Source organism: Citrobacter sp. KTE30, from assembly GCF_000398825.1.
Lineage (GTDB): Bacteria > Pseudomonadota > Gammaproteobacteria > Enterobacterales > Enterobacteriaceae > Citrobacter > Citrobacter freundii.
The window spans coordinates 2,266,320-2,286,833 of sequence record NZ_KB976055.1 but is presented as its reverse complement, the minus strand read 5'-3'; the positions used below and the strand labels follow the sequence as shown (position 1 = coordinate 2,286,833).

The 20,514-nt window shown below is 52.3% G+C and carries 16 protein-coding genes; 10 read left to right on the top strand and 6 right to left on the bottom strand.

The features are described 5' to 3' along the window. The first annotated feature begins 358 nt into the window (after window positions 1–358). The 4 genes from WC1_RS12205 to WC1_RS0122790 all read left to right on the top strand — a co-directional run bounded on the left by WC1_RS12205 (window position 359) and on the right by WC1_RS0122790 (window position 3,834). Window positions 359–2,998 (top strand): YdbH family protein, encoded by a 2,640-nt coding sequence (locus tag WC1_RS12205; RefSeq protein ID WP_016150303.1) that lies wholly within the window; start codon window positions 359–361, stop codon window positions 2,996–2,998. Beyond that, the gene (locus tag WC1_RS12210) at window positions 2,995–3,186 is read left to right on the top strand and encodes a YnbE family lipoprotein (protein ID WP_003020350.1); all 192 of its coding nucleotides are present in this window, start codon (window positions 2,995–2,997) and stop codon (window positions 3,184–3,186) included. The genes WC1_RS12205 and WC1_RS12210 overlap by 4 nt, the downstream gene beginning before the upstream one ends. 7 nt (window positions 3,187–3,193) lie before the next feature. Further along, on the top strand, window positions 3,194–3,520 hold the full coding sequence (locus WC1_RS12215) for a YdbL family probable chaperone protein (protein WP_016150302.1): 327 nt from the start codon (window positions 3,194–3,196) through the stop codon (window positions 3,518–3,520). Window positions 3,521–3,642: 122 nt separating this feature from the next. Further along, window positions 3,643–3,834 carry a hypothetical protein gene (locus tag WC1_RS0122790; protein ID WP_003020344.1) on the top strand — a complete coding sequence of 64 codons (192 nt, stop codon included), beginning with the start codon at window positions 3,643–3,645 and terminating at the stop codon, window positions 3,832–3,834. A gap of 43 nt (window positions 3,835–3,877) precedes the next feature. Here WC1_RS0122790 and azoR read toward each other — a convergent pair whose 3' ends face one another. Further along, window positions 3,878–4,483, bottom strand: a complete 606-nt coding sequence (azoR, locus tag WC1_RS12220) for an FMN-dependent NADH-azoreductase (RefSeq protein WP_016150301.1) — start codon at window positions 4,481–4,483, stop codon at window positions 3,878–3,880. 201 nt (window positions 4,484–4,684) lie between these two features. Between azoR and hrpA the strand changes: the two genes are divergently transcribed. The 3 genes from hrpA to aldA all read left to right on the top strand — a co-directional run bounded on the left by hrpA (window position 4,685) and on the right by aldA (window position 11,104). Continuing rightward, entirely contained in the window at window positions 4,685–8,587 is a 3,903-nt protein-coding gene (hrpA, locus tag WC1_RS12225) for an ATP-dependent RNA helicase HrpA (RefSeq protein ID WP_016150300.1), read from the top strand. Window positions 8,588–8,667: 80 nt separating this feature from the next. Beyond that, window positions 8,668–9,465 carry a YdcF family protein gene (locus WC1_RS12230; protein WP_171820670.1) on the top strand — a complete coding sequence of 266 codons (798 nt, stop codon included), beginning with the start codon at window positions 8,668–8,670 and terminating at the stop codon, window positions 9,463–9,465. 199 nt (window positions 9,466–9,664) lie between these two features. After that, complete coding sequence (gene aldA / locus WC1_RS12235) at window positions 9,665–11,104, top strand: aldehyde dehydrogenase (protein WP_016150298.1); 1,440 nt, start codon at window positions 9,665–9,667, stop codon at window positions 11,102–11,104. A 41-nt stretch (window positions 11,105–11,145) separates the two neighbouring features. On the opposite strand, the gene WC1_RS12240 is transcribed toward aldA, so the two are convergent. Both WC1_RS12240 and gap read right to left on the bottom strand, forming a co-directional pair. After that, window positions 11,146–12,072, bottom strand: a complete 927-nt coding sequence (locus WC1_RS12240; RefSeq protein ID WP_016150297.1) for an alpha/beta hydrolase — start codon at window positions 12,070–12,072, stop codon at window positions 11,146–11,148. Window positions 12,073–12,198: 126 nt separating this feature from the next. Next, window positions 12,199–13,200 carry a type I glyceraldehyde-3-phosphate dehydrogenase gene (gene gap, locus WC1_RS12245; protein ID WP_003020325.1) on the bottom strand — a complete coding sequence of 334 codons (1,002 nt, stop codon included), beginning with the start codon at window positions 13,198–13,200 and terminating at the stop codon, window positions 12,199–12,201. A gap of 189 nt (window positions 13,201–13,389) precedes the next feature. Between gap and cybB the strand changes: the two genes are divergently transcribed. The 3 genes from cybB (at window position 13,390) to WC1_RS12260 (ending at window position 15,783) form a co-directional block, all read left to right on the top strand. Continuing rightward, window positions 13,390–13,920 carry a cytochrome b561 gene (gene cybB / locus WC1_RS12250; RefSeq protein WP_003020322.1) on the top strand — a complete coding sequence of 177 codons (531 nt, stop codon included), beginning with the start codon at window positions 13,390–13,392 and terminating at the stop codon, window positions 13,918–13,920. Between the two features lie 172 nt (window positions 13,921–14,092). Further along, window positions 14,093–14,512, top strand: a complete 420-nt coding sequence (locus tag WC1_RS12255) for a translesion error-prone DNA polymerase V autoproteolytic subunit (RefSeq protein WP_016150296.1) — start codon at window positions 14,093–14,095, stop codon at window positions 14,510–14,512. Window positions 14,513–14,514: 2 nt separating this feature from the next. Then, the gene (locus WC1_RS12260; protein ID WP_016150295.1) at window positions 14,515–15,783 is read left to right on the top strand and encodes a Y-family DNA polymerase; all 1,269 of its coding nucleotides are present in this window, start codon (window positions 14,515–14,517) and stop codon (window positions 15,781–15,783) included. A 122-nt stretch (window positions 15,784–15,905) separates the two neighbouring features. Here WC1_RS12260 and fdnI read toward each other — a convergent pair whose 3' ends face one another. The 3 genes from fdnI to fdnG are packed head-to-tail and all read right to left on the bottom strand — an operon-like array spanning window position 15,906 to window position 20,502. Continuing rightward, window positions 15,906–16,559, bottom strand: a complete 654-nt coding sequence (gene fdnI / locus WC1_RS12265) for a formate dehydrogenase-N subunit gamma (protein ID WP_003020312.1) — start codon at window positions 16,557–16,559, stop codon at window positions 15,906–15,908. Beyond that, window positions 16,552–17,439 carry a formate dehydrogenase subunit beta gene (gene fdxH, locus WC1_RS12270; RefSeq protein WP_003020306.1) on the bottom strand — a complete coding sequence of 296 codons (888 nt, stop codon included), beginning with the start codon at window positions 17,437–17,439 and terminating at the stop codon, window positions 16,552–16,554. Before fdxH ends, fdnI begins: the two co-directional genes overlap by 8 nt. Before the next feature lie 12 nt (window positions 17,440–17,451). Next, window positions 17,452–20,502: a formate dehydrogenase-N subunit alpha gene (fdnG, locus tag WC1_RS0122785; protein WP_016150294.1), complete on the bottom strand. Its 3,051-nt coding sequence runs from the start codon at window positions 20,500–20,502 to the stop codon at window positions 17,452–17,454. Window positions 20,503–20,514: the final 12 nt, after the last annotated feature.

Below are 20,514 nucleotides of genomic sequence, written 5' to 3'. Positions count from 1 at the left end.
CTAACTCATTCTGAAGCAAAACGATGGGCCACCTTAATGCTGAAGGCGGCATTATGCGATGGTATGAAACCTGATGAGATTTCCCGGCAGGTACATCTGGTCTGCGATCATCATGGTAGGGAGTGCCTCGAAGAACTCATTGAAGAAATTCTGATAGAAGCTGGTCGTATAGGACCTAAACATAGCGATGGACAACTGAGGCCCCATTGAGTCTGAATCTTAATATCCCCGACGGCACGTGTAACAGCGTGCCTATAAAACGGTTATCTATCCTTAATGTGGGCATATCCAGTTAAACATGCCACAATACGGGCCTAAACCGGCTTAAATTTTTGCTAAATCAGGATATTAACTACCCATGAAGGGTAAATATAAAGCCGTTCTGGCACTCCTCTTATTATTGATTCTCGTGCCGCTGACGCTAGTGATGACGCTTGGCCTGTGGGTGCCTACGTTGGTGGGTATCTGGTTACCCGTTGGAACACGCATCGCGCTGGACGAGAGCCCGCGGCTGACACGGCATGGGTTACATATACCTGAACTCCGCTATCTGGTTGAAGATTGTCCGCTAGCGCGCATTACTCAGGCGGATCTGTCTCACCCCAGCCGCTGGTTGCTGAATGTCGGGACCATCGAGCTGGACTCAGCTTGCCTGGCCAAATTGCCGCAGACCGAGCCGTCGCCAGTAGCGCCCAAAACGCTGGCTGAATGGCAGTCAATGCTGCCTAATACCTGGATTAACATCGACAAACTTATTCTCTCTCCATGGCAGGAATGGCAGGGAAAACTGTCACTCTCGCTCACTCCCTCCACTCAACAGCTGCGTTACCAGGGGGAAAAAGTTAAATTCCAGGGGCGTTTGCACGGGCAAAACCTCACAGTAACTGAGCTGGATGTTGCGGCATTTGAAGGCCAGCCGCCGGTAAGACTGGTCGGTGAATTTACTATGCCACTGGTGCCCGATGGACTGCCGGTAAGCGGTCATGCGGTTGCGACGTTAAGTTTGCCGCAAGAACCTACGCTTGTGGACGCCGAACTGGAGTGGCAACAAAACAGCGGACAACTGATCGTCATGGCGCGGGATAATGCCGATCCTCTGCTTGACCTTCCGTGGGAAATAACACGCCAGCAACTGACCATCAGCGACGGACGCTGGAACTGGCCTTATCAGGGATTCCCGTTAAGTGGCCGGCTGGGCATGAAAGTTGAAAACTGGCAGGCAGGACTGGAAAACGCGGTGGTGAGTGGGCGTCTGAACGTTATGACGCATGGCGACGCCGGTAAAGGAAATGCCGTATTAACGCTGGGGCCGGGTAAGCTTGGCATGGATAGTAGCGAGATGCCGCTACAGTTGACCGGTGAAGCGAAACAGGGCGATCTGATCTTCTACGCGAAATTACCCGCGAGACTCACCGGAAGTCTGAACGATCCACAATTGGCTTTCGAGCCAGGGGCGCTGCTGCGCTCACGTGGGCGGGTGATTGATTCGCTGGATATTGACGAGATTCGCTGGCCGCTGGCAGGGGTAAAAGTCACGCAACGCGGTGTCGATGGGCGTCTGCAGGCTATTTTACGCGCTCACGAAAACCAGATGGGGGGCTTTGAACTGCATCTCGATGGTCTGGCAAATGATTTTCTTCCTGATGCTGGTCGTTGGCAGTGGCGATATTGGGGTGAAGGCAGCTTTACGCCGATGCATGCCCGTTGGGACGTAGCGGGTAAGGGGGAATGGCATGACAATACCCTGAAGCTATTTGATCTTTCCACCGGATTTGATCATCTGCAATACGGCACGATGAAGGTGGAAAACCCACGCCTGGTGATGGACGAACCGATAGTCTGGGTGCGGGATGCAACCAAACCGACATTTAGCGGCGCGCTGTCGCTGGACGCAGGGAACACCACCTTCACCGGGGGAAGCGTGTTACCACCATCGACGCTGAAGTTCAGCGTCGATGGTAGCGATCCGACAATCTTCCAGTTCAAAGGCCAGCTTCACGCTGGGGCGATTGGGCCCGTACAGTTGAATGGTCGTTGGGACGGTATCCGCCTGCGCGGACAGGCCTGGTGGCCAAAACAATCGCTCACCGTATTCCAACCGCTGATCCCACCTGACTGGAAAATGAAGCTACGAGAAGGTGAGCTGTATGCGCAGGTCGCGTTTTCGGCAGCCCCGGAGCAGGGCTTTGAAGCGGGCGGTCATGGAGTGTTAAAAGGCGGTAGCGCCTGGATGCCCGATAACCAAATCAACGGTGTCGATTTTGTATTGCCTTTCCGGTTTAGTGAAGGTGCATGGCAACTAGGTACGCGTGGACCTATTTCATTGCGTATTGCGGAAGTGGTGAATCAGGTGACAGTGAAAAATATCGCCGCCGATCTGCAGGGGGCGTACCCCTGGAGTGAAAACAACCCGTTATTGTTGAGCGATGTCAGCGCTGATCTGCTGGGGGGTAAAATCATCATGCAGCAACTGCGGATGCCGCAGCACGATCCGGCCTTATTGCGAGTGCAGAATATCTCTTCCAGCGAGCTTATCAGTGCGGTTAACCCCAAACAGTTCGCCATGTCTGGCCCGGTCAGTGGCGCGTTGCCATTATGGCTGGATAATGAAAAATGGATCATTAAAGACGGCTGGTTGACTAATCCAGGGCCGATGACGTTGCGTATTGATAAGGATACCGCTGATGCGGTCGTCAAAGATAACATGGCGGCGGGGGCGGCCATTAACTGGCTGCGTTATATGGAAATAAGCCATTCGTGGACGAAAATAAATCTGGATAACCTCGGTGTCTTAACCATGCAGTCAACCGTGACTGGCAATAGTCGGGTGGATGGCAAAGTAGGTACAGTTAATTTGAATTATACCCACGAGGAAAACGTCTTTACGCTATGGCGCAGCTTGCGTTTTGGCGACAATTTACAGGCATGGCTTGAACAAAATGCAGCGCTGCCGGAAACCCATTGCCCGGAAGGCAAGGAATGTGAGGAACAACAATGAAAACGATAGCTGCCATGCTGGGTCTGCTGGCTTCATCTCTGCTGGTAGGGTGCACTCCCAGAATCGAAGTGGCTGCGCCAAAAGAGCCCATCACCATTAATATGAACGTCAAAATCGAGCATGAGATCCATATCAAAGTTGATAAAGACGTCGAAAGCTTATTGAAATCGCGCAGCGATTTGTTCTGAGGTCATGATGAGAAAACAGTTTGCAGTGGCGCTGGCCGTCCTGAGTTTACTCAGTAGCAATGCGTGGGCATTGACCCTGAATGAAGCCAGAACTCAGGGTCGAGTAGGGGAAACGCTCAATGGCTATCTGGTTGCATTGCAAACCGATGCCGAAACGCAGGCACTGGTGAGTGAGATTAATAAAGCGCGCAACGCCAGCTATCAGCAACTGGCAGAGAGCAATAATATTCCGCCAGATGAAGTAGCAAAAATGGCCGGGCAAAAGCTGGTTGCTCGCGCTAAACCGGGTGAATACGTCCAGGGTATAAATGGTAAGTGGTTGCGGAAAGAATAAATCTCTTTGTACACAACCCCTGGTCACGACGCTGACTTACTCATCGACATCGCAATAGTTGCCACACGGCATAAAATGGATGCTGATATAGTCCAACACCGGTCGCGTTGTGGGGTGAAATCATGTGGCTTCTCAAGTGGTATGTCTGGAATCGTTGGGTATTCAAACTGTTAAGCCGGGATGTCGCGGAGCCTGAACAATTTTTGCTTCATTGCTGGGAAGAGAATCTGGCGAAATGCAGGGATTATGCAACCATCTGGCGTGATATTAATCGCATTCACGGCAAACAGATACGGGTACAGGTAAAGAAGTAAGTGCCGGAGAAACCCTCTCACCGGACGGTGAGAGGGGGAATTATCAGGCAGCAACTACGCTGTCGATAGCGGCTTTCGCGTCGGATTGTGCTTTAGACGCCACTTCCGGGCCGTAAGCAATACCTTCAGCAAAGACGACATTCACGTCGGTGATGCCGATAAAGCCCAGGAATACGTTCAGGTACGGCGTGATCAGGTCGGTTGGTGTATCTTTATGGATACCACCACGGCTGGTCAGCACCACAGCGCGTTTACCCGTCACCAGACCTTCCGGGCCTTTCTCGGTATAACGGAAAGTCACACCAGCGCGGGCAATCAGGTCAAAGTAGTTTTTCAACTGCGTTGGGATGTTGAAGTTGTACATCGGCGCGGCGATAACAATCACATCATGCGCTTTCAGCTCAGCAATCAGCTCATCGGACAGCGCCAGCGCTTCCTGCTGACGCGGTGTCAGCGGTGTATCGCTCGGGCGCATCGCACCCACCAGTTCGCCATCCAGTACCGGTACAGGATTTGCAGCCAGGTCACGGATAGTGATTTCATCAGCAGAGTGCTTTTCACGCCACTGTTCAACAAAATAATCAGACAACTGACCAGACTGAGAGTACCCTGCCAGAATACTGGATTTAAGAACTAATACCTTGCTCATGGGTGTTTCCTTTTATGTGTTTGAAGGGGGTGAGCCCCGTTGCTTGTTGACACTTTATTCACAATCCTGTCGCAGTGATAGCGCAATATATCGAATCCTATGTTCGAAATTATTGAACAACACATGAAAAGCGCCGATGTGGTACTCTATACCCATCATCTAAAAGAGATTTAACCCGGCAGAGCACTGCCTTTTAACGCTATGACAGAACAACAAAAATTAACCTTCAACATGTTGCAGCAACAGCTGGATTCATTGATGCTGCGTGACAGACAGCGTTTTGCCCGCCGCCTGCACGGCGTGAAGAAGGTTAAAAATCCTGATGCACAACAGGCCATTTACCAGGAGATGGCGAAAGAGATTGAGCAGGCAGCCGGTAAAGTTGTGCTGCGTGAAGCGGCGCGTCCGGAAATCAGCTATCCGGAAAACCTGCCCGTCAGCCAGAAAAAACAGGATATTCTGGACGCAATTCGCGATCATCAGGTGGTGATTGTTGCTGGCGAGACCGGCTCGGGGAAAACCACCCAGTTACCCAAAATCTGTATGGAACTGGGGCGCGGGGTAAAAGGGCTGATCGGCCATACCCAACCGCGTCGTCTGGCGGCGCGCACCGTGGCGAACCGTATTGCGGAAGAGCTGCAGACCGAGCCGGGCGGCTGTATTGGTTATAAAGTTCGTTTCAGTGATCATGTCAGTGATAACACCATGGTCAAGCTGATGACGGACGGTATCCTGCTGGCGGAAATCCAGCAGGATCGACTGCTGATGCAGTACGACACCATCATCATCGATGAAGCGCATGAACGCAGTCTGAATATCGACTTTCTGCTCGGCTATCTGAAAGAACTTCTGCCGCGTCGCCCGGATCTAAAAATTATCATCACTTCGGCGACCATCGATCCTGAACGCTTTTCAAAGCATTTCAATAACGCGCCGATTATCGAAGTCTCCGGCCGAACGTATCCGGTGGAAGTGCGCTATCGCCCGATTGTTGAAGATGCAGATGACACCGAGCGTGACCAACTGCAGGCGATTTTTGATGCCGTAGATGAGCTAGGCCGTGAAAGTCAGGGCGACATTCTGATCTTCATGAGCGGCGAACGTGAAATCCGTGATACCGCCGATGCCCTGAATAAACTGGATTTACGCCACACCGAAGTGTTGCCGCTGTATGCGCGTCTTTCAAACAGTGAGCAGAACCGTGTATTCCAGTCGCACAGTGGTCGCCGTATCGTGCTGGCGACCAACGTGGCAGAAACGTCGCTGACCGTTCCGGGAATCAAATACGTCATTGATCCAGGCACCGCGCGTATCAGTCGCTACAGTTACCGCACCAAAGTTCAGCGCTTGCCGATTGAACCGGTGTCGCAGGCTTCTGCCAACCAGCGTAAAGGCCGCTGTGGTCGTGTTTCGGAAGGGATCTGTATTCGTCTGTATTCCGAAGACGATTTCCTGTCGCGTCCGGAGTTTACCGACCCGGAGATCCTGCGTACCAACCTGGCATCCGTTATTTTGCAGATGACCGCGTTGGGGCTGGGCGATATCGCGGCGTTCCCGTTTGTTGAAGCGCCGGATAAGCGCAATATTCAGGACGGTGTACGCCTGCTCGAAGAGCTGGGGGCGATAACCACCGACGAACAGGTAACAGCTTACAAGTTAACGCCGTTGGGCCGTCAGCTGTCGCAACTGCCGGTGGATCCGCGTCTGGCGCGCATGGTGCTGGAAGCGCAAAAACATGGCTGCGTACGTGAGGCGATGATCATTACCTCGGCGCTGTCCATTCAGGATCCGCGCGAGCGTCCAATGGACAAGCAGCAGGCTTCCGACGAGAAGCACCGCCGTTTCCACGACAAAGAGTCTGATTTCCTCGCGTTTGTGAACCTGTGGAACTATCTCGGCGAGCAGCAAAAAGCGTTGTCGTCAAACCAGTTTCGTCGCCAGTGCAAAGTCGACTTTCTGAACTATCTGCGCGTGCGAGAGTGGCAGGATATCTACACACAACTGCGCCAGGTGGTGAAAGAGTTGGGTATTCCGGTTAACAGCGAACCTGCTGAATATCGGGAGATCCACGTCGCGTTGCTGACCGGTTTACTGTCTCATATCGGGATGAAAGATACCGATAAACAGGAGTTTACCGGGGCGCGTAACGCTCGCTTCTCGATCTTCCCGGGGTCAGGTTTATTCAAAAAACCGCCGAAGTGGACGATGGTAGCGGAGTTGGTGGAAACCAGCCGCTTGTGGGGACGCATTGCCGCGCGTATCGATCCTGAATGGGTGGAGCCGGTAGCCCAGCATCTGATCAAACGTTCATACAGTGAGCCGCACTGGGAACGCGCGCAGGGTGCTGTGATGGCGACAGAAAAAGTCACTGTCTACGGCTTACCGATTGTTGCGGCCCGTAAGGTGAATTACAGTCAGATCGATCCTGCGTTATCGCGTGAACTGTTCATTCGTCATGCGCTGGTGGAAGGTGACTGGCAAACGCGCCATGCGTTTTTCCGCGATAACCTGAAACTACGAGCGGAGGTGGAAGAGTTAGAGCACAAATCACGCCGCCGCGACATTCTCGTCGATGACGAAACGATGTTTGAGTTCTACGACCAACGTATCAGCCATGAGGTGGTTTCTGCTCGTCACTTTGATAGCTGGTGGAAAAAGGTCAGCCGTGAAACACCGGATCTGCTCAACTTTGAAAAGAGCATGCTCATCAAAGAGGGCGCGGAGAAAATCAGTAAGCTGGATTATCCGAACTTCTGGCATCAGGGTAACCTTAAGCTGCGCCTGAGCTACCAGTTCGAACCCGGAGCCGATGCGGACGGTGTGACCGTACATATTCCACTCCCGCTGCTCAACCAGATCGACGAGAGCGGTTTTGAATGGCAAATTCCAGGGCTGCGCCGCGAACTGGTGATCGCTCTGATTAAGTCGTTACCAAAACCGGTACGACGCAACTTTGTACCCGCACCGAACTATGCGGAAGCGTTTTTAGGCCGCGTCACGCCGCTGGAACTGCCGCTGCTGGACTCGCTGGAGCGTGAACTGCGCCGCATGACTGGCGTCACCGTTGACCGTGAAGACTGGCATTGGGATCAGGTGCCCGATCACCTGAAAATCACCTTCCGGGTGGTGGACGATAAAAACAAGAAGCTGCAGGAAGGGCGTTCGTTACAGGCGCTGAAAGACCTGCTGAAGGGCAAAGTTCAGGAAACGCTGTCGGCGGTGGCGGATGACGGTATCGAACAGAGCGGGCTGCACATCTGGAGCTTCGGTCAGTTGCCAGAAAGCTATGAGCAAAAACGCGGCAACTATAAAGTCAAAGCGTGGCCAGCGCTAGTCGATGAGCGTGACAGCGTTGCCATCAAACTGTTTGATAATCCGCTGGAACAACAGCAGGCGATGTGGTGCGGTTTACGCCGCCTGTTGCTGCTGAATATTCCTTCGCCAATCAAATATTTGCACGAGAAGCTGCCCAATAAAGCCAAGCTGGGGCTGTACTTTAACCCGTACGGTAAAGTTCTGGATTTGATTGACGACTGTATCTCCTGCGGTGTGGATCAGCTAATTGACGCCAACGGTGGTCCGGTGTGGACCGAAGAAGGCTTTGCGGCGTTGCATGAAAAAGTGCGGGCTGAACTGAACGATACGGTGGTGGAGATTGCGAAGCAGGTCGAACAGATCCTGACCGCAGTGTTTAATATCAACAAACGTCTGAAAGGTCGCGTAGATATGACCATGGCGCTGGGGCTTTCGGATATCAAAGCGCAAATGGGCGGGCTGGTCTACCGTGGATTCGTCACCGGCAACGGTTTCAAACGTCTGGGCGATACGCTGCGTTATTTGCAGGCGATTGAAAAACGGTTGGAGAAACTGGCCATCGATCCACACCGCGATCGCGCGCAGATGCTGAAAGTGGACAGCGTGCAGCAGGCCTGGCAGCAGTGGTTCAATAAACTGACGCCCGCGCGCCGCGAAGATGACGATGTCAAAGAGATCCGCTGGATGATAGAAGAGCTACGCGTCAGCTACTTTGCCCAGCAGCTTGGCACGCCGTATCCGATTTCGGATAAGCGTATCCTGCAGGCAATGGATCAGATTACGGGTTAACGCAGTGCTGGACCGTAGGCCGGATAAGGCGTAGTCGCCATCCGGCATCTGTATCCGGTAAAGCATAAATTCCAGGAGTCATGAACATGAGACAGTTTCCGCCACTTTCCGCTAGCACCCTTGCGGCGATTAACACCGTGGGGCAATGGCTGGCGCAAAATGATTTCGCTGAAAATATTACGGTGCAGACAGATTGCGTGATTCTGGCCGGGAACGCAGTGATCCCGACCATCGATGCAGCCTGTCGGATAGCGAAAGAGCAACAGGTTCCCTTGCTGATTAGCGGCGGTATCGGTCACTCAACGACCTTTCTGTATGCCGCCATCGCAGAGCATCCACGCTACCACACGATTCGTACCACTGGTCGCGCGGAAGCGGCGATCCTTGCCGATATCGCGCACCAGTTCTGGCACATTCCTGGTGAGAAGATTTGGGTAGAGGATCAGTCCACCAACTGTGGGGAGAACGCCCGGTTTAGCTGTGCGTTACTGCGTCAGGCGACCCAAACCATGGGGACCGTCATTGTGGTGCAAGACCCTACCATGCAGCGCCGCACCATGGCGACATTTGAACGCGTCACGCGTGACGATCCGCAGGCCCCACGCTGGATCAGTTTCCCCGGTTTTGTCCCCGAGTTGATTGAGCAGGGCGACGGCGTGGATTTTGCCCCGACCGCCGAAGGTCTGTGGTCGGTGGATCGTTACCTGTCTCTCATTACCGGTGAGCTTCCGCGCCTGCGTGATGATGCAACCGGCTACGGGCCTTGCGGCCGCGATTTTATCGCCCATGTTGATATTCCTCAGGACGTTGAGCAAGCCTGGCAGCAGCTAAAAAATGATACCGCGCTGACCGACTTACTTGAGAGCCGTTCTCTGTAATCCCTTCTGCCCGTTTGTCGGCGTTTTACGGCAAACGGGCAGAAAGCCCACCCGTTTTTTCTCTTAATCATCACTTTGCCAGGCGCTTTTATGAAGCAGTTCACAGAACCGCCACTCCAGCGATAATGCGCCATGCATGATTGATATTAATTAACAATAGTTTTACTTGTTGAAAACAAATCAATCACAGGAGAGCCGCATGTCAGTACCCGTACAACATCCTATGTATATCGATGGGCAGTTTGTGACTTGGCACGATGACGCCTGGATTGATGTCGTCAATCCGGCCACGGAAGAGATTATCTCGCGTATTCCCGATGGGCGTGCCGAAGACGCACGTAAAGCGATCGATGCCGCGGATCGCGCTCAGCCGCAATGGGAAGCGTTGCCTGCCATTGAACGGGCAAACTGGTTACGCAAAATTTCTGCGGGTATCCGCCAGCGAGCCGATGAAATCAGCGCGTTGATTGTGGCGGAAGGTGGAAAAATTCGACAACTGGCTGACGTTGAAGTCGCGTTTACCGCCGACTATATCGATTACATGGCGGAGTGGGCGCGTCGCTATGAAGGTGAGATCCTGCAAAGCGATCGCCCGGGTGAGAATATCCTGCTGTTTAAGCGTGCACTGGGCGTGACGACGGGCATTCTGCCGTGGAACTTCCCGTTTTTCCTGATTGCCCGCAAACTGGCTCCCGCCTTGCTGACGGGGAATACCATAGTCATTAAGCCGAGTGAATTCACACCGAATAACGCCATCGCCTTTGCCAAAATTGTTGATGACATTGGTTTACCGCGCGGGGTCTTTAATCTGGTGCTGGGACGCGGTGAAACGGTCGGTCAGGAGCTGGCCGGAAACCCCAAGGTGGCGATGGTGAGTATGACCGGCAGCGTCGGCGCGGGCGAAAAAATTATGGCCGCAGCGGCCAAAAACATCACTAAAGTTTGTCTGGAGTTGGGTGGTAAAGCTCCGGCTATCGTGATGGACGATGCTGACCTTGAGCTGGCGGTGAAGGCCATTGTTGACTCGCGGGTGATCAATACCGGACAGGTATGCAACTGTGCTGAGCGCGTATACGTTCAGAAAGGTATCTATGACCAGTTCGTTAATCGTTTGGGTGAGGCGATGAAAGCCGTGCAGTTTGGCAATCCGGCCGAACGCAATGACATTGCGATGGGGCCGCTGATTAACGCCGCTGCGCTGGATCGTGTGGAGCAGAAAGTCGCACGAGCGGTGCAGGAAGGGGCCAGAGTGGTGCTGGGCGGTAAGGCTGTTATCGGCAAAGGTTATTACTACCCGCCGACGTTACTGCTAGACGTGCGCCAGGAGATGGCGATTATGCACGAGGAGACGTTTGGTCCGGTGCTGCCGGTGGTGGCGTTTGATACGCTGGAACAGGCGTTGACAATGGCCAATGACAGCGACTACGGTCTGACCTCATCGATTTATACGCAGAATCTGAATACGGCAATGAAGGCGATTAAGGGACTGAAGTTTGGCGAAACCTATATTAATCGTGAAAACTTCGAGGCGATGCAGGGCTTCCACGCTGGCTGGCGTAAGTCCGGGATTGGCGGGGCTGATGGTAAACATGGTCTGAACGAATACCTGCAAACGCAAGTGGTGTATCTGCAGTCCTAAGTTTTTCGCCGGGTGAGTCTGTACGCCACCCGGCCCAATCTTCACACTTTAGTGGCTACCCAGTTCATCATCATTTCCGGCCAGATTGCCAGCGGTAACCCTTGCGCATCACGAATACCAAATCCGTGCTTACCGCGTTCAAACAGATGCATTTCGACCGGAACGCCCTGCTCACGTAGCGCATTAAAGAAGACCAGGCTGTTTTCTACCTTCACCGCCGGATCGTCAATGGCGTGTAGCAGGAATGTCGGCGGCGTTGTGCTATCCACGCGTTCTTCCAGAGAATAGTGGCGCAGATCTTCCTTTTCGGGCTTAGCGCCAACCAGCTCAAGACGAGATCCCGGGTGACCGATGTCTTCGCGCAGAGTGACAACCGGGTACACCAGTCCCATAAACGCAGGGCGCGCAGGTTGCTCGTCTACGTTATCTATCGGCATATAAACCGTTTCGGCAAACCGGGTTCCCAGACTGGCGGCCACGTGACCACCGGAAGAGAAGCCCAACACACCGATACGATCAGGGTTAATTTTCCATTCATGGGCGTTGGCGCGAATGTAGCGCATGGCGCGCTGGGCATCGGCCAGCGGCGCGTTTGCGCCTTCCTCATGGCCATCACCCGGCATGCGGTAGGTCATCACAAACAGGGTATAACCGCGAGCGTTAAAGAACGGTGCCAGTACGCTGCCTTCTTTATCCATCACCACGCGACGATAAGAGCCGCCTGGCGTGACAAGGATCCCTATGCCGTTAGGTTTTGCGGGGGCATAAACGGTAATTTCCGGGGCGCGAATACCGGTGACCGCACGATCATACTGAGATGTTCCTGTATGTCGGGGTTCAAGCGTAAACACCGCATCGCTGTTTTTTGCTCCGGGGGCTTCACCCTGCGGCCAGAATGAGACGGTGGTGGCCTTAGCAACGGCTTGCTCCATCATGTTTTCTAACGTTTCACGACTCAGTGCTTCCATTACTATGCTCCCTCAGTGGCAAAGGTTAGCTATAGCACAGTCAGTGAATCGAAAACGGGGAGAGACTCACAACGTATTGAATTCGCGGGAAATGAAAGAGGGCGGAGGCGAGCCTCCGCCAGAACATTAGAGCTTGATAAATTTATCCAGCGTACGAATAAGTTGGGTGACAAAACCGTATTCGTTATCGTACCAGGCGACTGTTTTTACCAGTTGCAGATCGCCCACTTCGGTAATTTCGGTTTGTGTCGCATCAAATACCGAACCGAAATGCGAGCCAATGACATCTGACGAGACGATTTCCTCATCGGTATAACCAAATGACTCATTGTCTTGCGTGGCTTTTTTCAGCGCGTTGTTGACCTCTTCAGCAGTGACTTTTTTCCCCAATACCGATACCAGTTCCGTGACGGATCCTGTTTTCACCGGAACACGCTGGGCGTGGCCTTTTAATTTTCCGCTCAATGCCGGAATGACCAGACCAATGGCTTTGGCGGCTCCGGTGGTATGGGGAATGATATTCTCCGCTGCTGCCCGTGAGGCGCGCAGATCTTTCCCGCGAGGTCCATCAACCAGCGACTGCGTTCCCGTGTAGGCGTGGATGGTGGTCATGGTGCCAAGCTGAATACCGAAGCTGTCGTGCAGGGCTTTCGCCATCGGTGCGAGGCAGTTAGTGGTGCACGATGCGACCGAGATAATCCGATCGTTCGCATCCATTGTATCGTCGTTGACGTTAAAGACGATGGTTTTCATATCGCCAGCCGGGGCGGATATCAGCACTTTTTTGGCCCCTGCATCCAGGTGCGCGTTGGCTTTTTCTGTCGAGGTATAAAAACCGGTGCATTCGATGATTATCTCAGCGCCAGTCGTTTTCCACGGAATATTTTTGGCCTCTTTTTCTGCGTAAACCGCGATTTTTTTACCGTCGACAATCAGCGCGTCTTCGGTAAAGTCGATGCTCCAGGGAAACGGGCCGTAGTTTGAATCGTGCTTTAACAGATAGGCGAGAATTTTGGGCGAAGTGAGGTCATTAATGGCCACAACCTCCACGTTGCTTTTGACTTCCAGTAGTCGACGCAATACCAGACGACCGATACGACCAAAACCGTTAATGCCAATTTTACTCATGGTTTTCTCCTGTCAGGATGAGGCGGTACGACATATTTTCCCTACCAGGCTTAGTCCAGACAGGCATCCTCGGCAATAGCGGTTCTTGCGGTTAAGCGTAAGCGACTGAAAATGGGTGAACAAAAGTTAATGAATTTTTAACAAAAGCCCGTTATGTTGACGCATTATTGTTTTTATTCAGGAAGTGTTATGGGGAATAAGTATTCTGGCCTGCAAATCGGTATTCACTGGCTGGTCTTTTTGTTGGTTATTGTGGCGTACAGCGCCATGGAGTTTCGCGGATTTTTCCCGCGCAGCTATCGCCCCTTGTTCAACATGGTGCACGTCTCCTGCGGTATCACTATTTTAACGCTGATGGTGGCGCGTCTGCTGGTCAGGCTGAAATACCCGGCTCCGCCGATTGTGCCAAAACCAAAGCCGATGATGACCGGAATGGCGCATCTGGGGCATCTGGTTATCTATCTGTTGTTTATTGTCCTGCCGATTATTGGGTTGGTGATGATGTACAACCGGGGTAACCCGTGGATTGCATTCGGCATCGTTATGCCGCATGCGGCAGAGGCCAACTTTGATTTAGTGGATATGCTGAAGTCCTGGCACGTGACGCTGGCAAACCTGGGTTATTTTGTTATTGCTCTGCATGCTGCTGCTGCCCTGATGCATCACTATTTCTGGAAGGACAATACGTTGTTGCGCATGATGCCGCGAAAACGCTCCTGAGGTAATGCCCCACTAATGTGGGGCATTTTTTTAGCCGATTATTTTTCCAGACATCATAAAAGCTTATCGACAAGATGGTTAAACAACGCTCAATTCGCCACACTTGTCACTTGATCACTGTCTTCATTAAAACTACTGTATATAAATACAGTTATATGAGAGGCAGATTATTATGTTGTTTTTCCAGCCAGTTGAACACCGCGAAATCAAACACTTCCCGCTATTTAGCGATCTCGTGCCCTGCGGTTTTCCCTCTCCTGCGCAGGATTACGTTGAGAAACGTATCGATCTCAACGATCTGTTGGTGCAGCATCCCAGTGCAACCTATTTTGTTAAATCGTCTGGCGACTCCATGATGGGGGCAGGGATCGGTGCTGGCGACTTGCTGGTAGTCGACAGTGCCAGAAAAGCGGCCCACGGAGACATTGTGGTTGCTGCTATTGAAGGCGAATTCACCGTTAAGCGCCTGCAATTGCATCCGGTGGTGATGTTGAGGCCAGAGAACAGCGCCTACGCGCCGATCATGATCGGCAGCGAGGACACGCTGGATATATTTGGCGTGGTGACATTCATCATTAAATCTGCGGGCTGATTATGTTTGCGCTAGTGGATGTTAATTCATTTTATGCCAGCTGTGAGTCGGCATTCCGGCCCGATCTGAAGGGTAAACCCGTTGTCGTTCTTTCAAATAACGATGGCTGTGTCATTGCCAGTAGCGCGGAGGCAAAAGCGCTTGGCGTTAATATGGGCGCGCCATACTTCAAACAGAAAGATCTGTTCAGGCGCTATGGCGTGTTCTGTTTTAGTTCGAACTACGAATTGTATGCGGATATGAGCAGCAGGGTGATGTCGATTCTGGAGGAGCTGTCGCCGCGCGTGGAGATGTACAGTATTGATGAAGCCTTTTGCGATTTAACGGGCGTGCGAAACTGCCGGAATCTGACGGATTTTGGTCGGGAAATCAGAGCAACCATTTTACAAAAAACACGCCTCAAGGTTGGGGTCGGTATCGCCCAGACCAAAACCCTGGCCAAGCTGGCTAACCATGCTGCCAAAAAGTGGCAGGAACAGACTGGCGGGGTGGTGGATCTCTCGAATATTGAGCGCCAGCGTAAGCTGATGACTGCGCTCCCGGTTGATGAAGTCTGGGGTGTTGGACGCCGTATCAGTAAAAAACTTGACGCTATGGGCATTAAAACGGTCTGCGACTTGGCAGATACCGATATTCGCTTTATCCGCAAACATTTCAACGTTGTGCTTGAGCGCACTGTGCGGGAATTGCGCGGTGAACCTTGCCTGGAGCTGGAGGAGTTTGCGCCAGTTAAGCAGGAAATTATCTGCTCAAGATCGTTTGGTGAAAAACTCACGGATTACAACGCGATGCGAGAGGCAATTTGTACCTATGCTTCACGTGCTGCGGAAAAGCTGCGCAGAGAGCACCAGTTCTGCCGGTTTATCTCTACGTTTATCAAAACCAGCCCATTTTCCCTGAATGAACCGTATTACGGTAACAGCGCATCGATAAAACTGCTGACACCAACCCAGGATAGTCGGGAAATTATAAGGGCGGCCACATGTAGCCTGGACGCAATATGGCGAGAGGGGCTACGTTATCAAAAAGCAGGGGTCATGCTGGGCGATTTTTTTAGCTCAGGTGTTGCACAGTTGAATCTTTTTGATGACAACGCTCCACGGCATAACAGCGATAAGCTGATGGCCGTTCTGGATACGCTCAATGCTGAAAAGGGTAAAGGAACGCTCTATTTTGCCGGACAAGGTATACAACAACCGTGGGCGATGAAGCGAGATATGCTCTCTCCGCGTTATACCACGAGATACAGTGATTTGCTGCGGGTTGGGTAGGGTTTGTTCATCATTGAATGGAGGGCCTTTTATTCGCCTGATAATCAGGTCTCGCAGCGCCGCAGCATATCACTGGGCCATTGAGAGAATAAGACCGCTGAATAACAGCGGTCTTATTGATTTTATTTAGACTCTAATTCCGGTGCTTTTTCTTCAGTAAGTTCAACCTCACGATACCAGCGAGGATGGTGTTTCTTCGCCCAGCGTCGACTCACTTTCCCTTCGATCATACCTTTAATTGAACCTTTTACCCAAAACGCCATGTACATATGGATCAGAATGGCGTGGATCAGCACAATGGCTGCTGTCGCGTGGATTAACAAACTCCAACGAACAATGTTAATTGAGAAATAATGGGCAAAGTAGGGCCTCCAGATAATAACGCCGGTAATCAGTAATACCAGAATTAGACTCATGATGCTCCAGAACATCATTTTCTGCCCTGCGTTGTATTTCCCCACATCAGCGACTTTATGCTCATTGCCTTTAAGTACCTCAACGATCCCTTTAATCCAGGGAAGGTCCTGTTTATCGGGAATGTTGTGGTGTACAAAACGGACGAACATAAACATCAGCACGATGAAAATCATCACCCCGAAAAACGGATGTAGAATTCGCCCCATTTGCGGTGTACCGAAAGTTTCGGTGAGCCATTGCAACGTCGGGAAGAACAGCGCAATACCGGAAAGCGACACCAGGAAGAAGCTTATTACCACCGTCCAGTGACAAGCACGGTCGATGAATTTGGTGCGCAGAATCATTTTGCTTTTACTCATGACCGTTCTCCTCTTCATCATCATCCGTCTCTTTGTTTGGGCCGACTCCCACGTAGTGGTAAATCAGCCCGGCAAAGGTGGCGATAAATCCGGCGGCGGAGAGTGGTTTTAAAATCCCCTTCCAGAGGTTCACTGGTGCGGCGATTTTTGGCTCATCCGGCAGATTGTGGTACAGCGATGGTTGATCCGCGTGATGAAGTACATACATCACGTGGGTGCCGCCGACCCCTTGTGGGTTGTAGATGCCCGCATTGGCATAGCCGCGTTTTTTCAACTGCGCCACGCGAGTTTCCGCTACATTGAGCATCTCTTTTTTGGTGCCAAACTGGATAGCGCCGGTCGGACAAGTTTTCACGCAGGCCGGTTCCTGGCCCACGCTGACCCGGTCAACACACAGCGTACATTTGTAGACCCGGTTATCTTCGGGATTAAGTCGCGGAATATTGAACGGGCAGCCAGCAATGCAGTAGCCACAGCCAATACAGTGCTCGGACTGAAAGTCGACAATCCCGTTGGCATACTGAATGATTGCTCCAGCGGATGGACAGGCTTTCAAACAGCCGGGATCGGCGCAGTGCATGCAGCCGTCTTTGCGGATCAGCCATTCCAGCTTGTCGTTTTGGGTGGTTTCGCTAAAGCGCATCACCGTCCAGGACTTAGCGCTGAGATCGGTCGGGTTGTCGTAGACGCCGTTGCAGTAGCCCACTTCATCGCGAATATCGTTCCACTCTGAGCAGGCGACCTGACAGCCTTTACAGCCAATACAGGTAGTGACATCAATTAATTTTGCCACTTCTGCACGGTAATCCCGCGCCTGGGGCGGCGGCGTGATGCTGTTCGTCGCCGAGCGTTTAATAATATCTTGTGATTGCATAGCCATGAGTTCCCTTCCTTACGCTCGCTCGATGTTGACCAGAAACGCTTTATACTCCGGTGTTTGCGAGTTCGCGTCACCCACCGATGGCGTTAACGTATTGGCGAGGAACCCTTTGCGTGTGGCGCCTTCAAAGCCCCAGTGACAAGGGATACCGATAGTATCGACTTGCTTACCATCGATCGTCAGCGTTTGCAGACGTTTGGTGACCACCGCCTTCGCTTTGATAAAGCCGCGTTTCGACATCACTTTCACCGTATCACCTGCCGCAATGCCTTTTTTGCTCGCCAGCGCCTCACCGATTTCGATGAATTGATCGGGTTGAGCAATGGCGTTGAGCAGCGCATGTTTGGTCCAGTGGCGGAACAGTTCGGTAATGGAGTAAGTTGTGGCGACGTACGGGAAGGCATCCGCTTTACCCATATTGGCGATATCGTCATGGTAGATACGCGCAACCGGGCTGGATACAACATCCGGGTGCAGCGGGTTGGTACCAATAGGCGACTCAATGGGTTCGTAATGTTCCGGGAATGGCCCGTCGTTCATTTTGTCGATGGAGAACAGACGCGCTACGCCTTCCGGATTCATGATAAACGGACCAACGTTGCTGCCCGGTGCGGCCTGGCCGTAGTCGGCTACGTCCATACCGGCCCATTTTTTGCCATTCCAATGCAGCAGGGTTCGTTTGGGATCCCACGGTTTTCCTGATGGATCGGCCGAAGCGCGATTGTAGAGAATACGGCGGTTGGCAGGCCATGACCACGCCCAGCCCGGTGTGCAGCCCAGACCATACGGATCGCTGTTGTCGCGATTGGCCATCTGGTTGCCTTGTTCTGTCCAGCTTCCGCAGTAGACCCAGCAGAAACTGCTGGTCGAGCCGTCATCGCGCAACTGTGCAAAGCTGCTGAGCTGCTGGCCTTTTTTGGCTATAAGCTGGCCTTTGTCATCATAAAGGTCTTCAAGCGCCTGGCCATTTGCTTCACGCGCAATCTCTTCTGGGTGTGGGTCGTAGGGATCTTTATAATTCCAGGCAATATTCAACAAGGGTTGCGGATTCGCTCCACCTTCCTGTTGATACAACTCGCGCAGCCGCATAAACAGGCGACCAAGGATCTTCCCGTCATGTAAGGCTTCACCTGGTGGTTCTGCCGCAGCCCAGTGCCACTGCAACCAACGCCCTGAGTTAGCGATTGAACCATTTTCTTCAGCAAAGCAGGAAGAGGGCAGACGGAAAACTTCGGTCTGAATATCTGCCGGGTTTACATCGTTCATCTCGCCATGATTTTGCCAAAAATTGGACGACTCAGTGACCAGCGGATCGATAACCACCATATATTTCAGTTTTGAAAGCGCGCGAGTTGATTTGTTTTTATCTGGAAACGCCGCCAGCGGATTGAAGCCCTGAACGATGTAACCATTAATCTTCCCTTCGAGCATCAATTCAGCCTGGGTCATTACGTCATACAGGCGATCCCATTTAGGTAGCCAGTCGTAGCCCCAGTTATTTTCCACTGTTGCATTGTCGCCCCAGAAACTTTTCATCATGCTAACAAAGAACTTCGGCGTATTTTGCCAGTAATTGACCTCATTCACGCCTAGCGCAGGCGGCGTGATTTGCGAAATATAGGTCTGGTAGTCTGGCTGTTTTTCCGACGGCAGCGGCATATAGCCCGGCAGGTTCGTCGACAACAAGCCAAGATCGGTATAGCCCTGAATATTGGAGTGGCCACGTAAGGCGTTAACGCCACCGCCCGCCATGCCTATATTGCCCAGTAGCAACTGGAGCATAGCGGCGGCGCGGATAATCTGTGCCCCGGCGGAGTGGTGTGTCCAACCCAACGCATACAGAATAGTAGCGGTGCGGTCAGGCACGCTGGTGCTGGCGAGAATTTCGCAGATACGATTGAAATCTGCCACTGAGGTCCCACACAACCGGTTAACCATTTCTGGCGTATAGCGGTCGACGTGGGCTTTCAGCAAATTCCACACGCAGCGTGGATGAGACAATGTTTCATCACGCAGGGCATTACCCTGTTCGTCAAGCTGATAGAACCAGCTCGATTTATCGTACTGGCGCTTTTTATCGTCATAGCCACTGAACAAGCCGTCGTCGAACTGATAGTCATCACGGATAATCAGGCTGGCGTTGGTGTAATGGCGCACATAGTCGTGCTGCACCTGGTTGTTTTCGAGCAGATAACGGATTACACCGAGCAGGAATGCGGTGTCGGAACCCGCGCGTATTGGCGCATACAGATCGGCGACGGCGGCACTACGGTTAAAACGCGGGTCGACTACCACCACGGTGGCGTCGTTTTTAGTTTGCGCTTCGACTACCCATTTAAAGCCTACCGGATGTGCCTCAGCGGCATTACCGCCCATAATAAGCACTACGTTGGCATTTTTAATATCGACCCAGTTGTTGGTCATCGCACCACGTCCAAACGTTGGTGCAAGAGCAGCAACGGTGGGGCCATGACATAACCGTGCTTGACAGTCGATAGCGACCATACCTAGTCCGCGAGCAAATTTACCGTCGAGGATCCCGGTTTCATTACTTGCCGCTGAGGAGCATAGCATGCCCGTGGTGGACCATCGGTTGACGGTAACGCCCTGGGCATTTTTCTCAATAAAGTTGGCATCGCGGTCATCTTTCATAAGTCGGGCAATACGATTAATCGCATCATCCCAGCTAATACGCTGCCATTTATCCGAACCCGGTGCGCGATATTCGGGATACTGCAGACGGGTTTCACTATGAATATAATCCAGCACGCCAGCGCCTTTAGGGCACAACGATCCACGGCTCACCGGATGATCCGGATCGCCCTCAATATGGTAGATACTTTCTTTGACGTTTTTGGCTGTATCGCCAAGGCTGTACATCAGCATGCCGCAGCCTACTGAGCAGTACGTACAGTTATTACGTGTCTCTTTTGCTTTTAAGAGTTTGTATTGACGGGTTTCCGCGTGAACGGAAAAAGATGATAAGAATCCGAGAGATGCAACAGTTGTTCCTGCCATACCGCCCGCGCAGATTCGAAAGAACTGCCTCCGGCTGAGCTCCATTTTTTTCTCCAG

Bases quoted from the DNA above. Each gene is read 5' to 3' on its own strand.
- cybB (WP_003020322.1), top strand. From the start codon at position 13,390: ATGGGGAATAAGTATTCTGGCCTGCAAATCGGTATTCACTGGCTGGTC.
- fdnI (WP_003020312.1), bottom strand. From the start codon at position 16,559: ATGAGTAAAAGCAAAATGATTCTGCGCACCAAATTCATCGACCGTGCT.
- aldA (WP_016150298.1), top strand. From the start codon at position 9,665: ATGTCAGTACCCGTACAACATCCTATGTATATCGATGGGCAGTTTGTG.
- WC1_RS12255 (WP_016150296.1), top strand. From the start codon at position 14,093: ATGTTGTTTTTCCAGCCAGTTGAACACCGCGAAATCAAACACTTCCCG.
- WC1_RS12240 (WP_016150297.1), bottom strand. From the start codon at position 12,072: ATGGAAGCACTGAGTCGTGAAACGTTAGAAAACATGATGGAGCAAGCC.
- WC1_RS12205 (WP_016150303.1), top strand. From the start codon at position 359: ATGAAGGGTAAATATAAAGCCGTTCTGGCACTCCTCTTATTATTGATT.
- WC1_RS12260 (WP_016150295.1), top strand. From the start codon at position 14,515: ATGTTTGCGCTAGTGGATGTTAATTCATTTTATGCCAGCTGTGAGTCG.
- gap (WP_003020325.1), bottom strand. From the start codon at position 13,200: ATGAGTAAAATTGGCATTAACGGTTTTGGTCGTATCGGTCGTCTGGTA.
- fdxH (WP_003020306.1), bottom strand. From the start codon at position 17,439: ATGGCTATGCAATCACAAGATATTATTAAACGCTCGGCGACGAACAGC.
- WC1_RS12230 (WP_171820670.1), top strand. From the start codon at position 8,668: ATGAACATGAGACAGTTTCCGCCACTTTCCGCTAGCACCCTTGCGGCG.
- hrpA (WP_016150300.1), top strand. From the start codon at position 4,685: ATGACAGAACAACAAAAATTAACCTTCAACATGTTGCAGCAACAGCTG.
- WC1_RS0122790 (WP_003020344.1), top strand. From the start codon at position 3,643: ATGTGGCTTCTCAAGTGGTATGTCTGGAATCGTTGGGTATTCAAACTG.
- azoR (WP_016150301.1), bottom strand. From the start codon at position 4,483: ATGAGCAAGGTATTAGTTCTTAAATCCAGTATTCTGGCAGGGTACTCT.
- fdnG (WP_016150294.1), bottom strand. From the start codon at position 20,502: ATGGAGCTCAGCCGGAGGCAGTTCTTTCGAATCTGCGCGGGCGGTATG.
- WC1_RS12215 (WP_016150302.1), top strand. From the start codon at position 3,194: ATGAGAAAACAGTTTGCAGTGGCGCTGGCCGTCCTGAGTTTACTCAGT.
- WC1_RS12210 (WP_003020350.1), top strand. From the start codon at position 2,995: ATGAAAACGATAGCTGCCATGCTGGGTCTGCTGGCTTCATCTCTGCTG.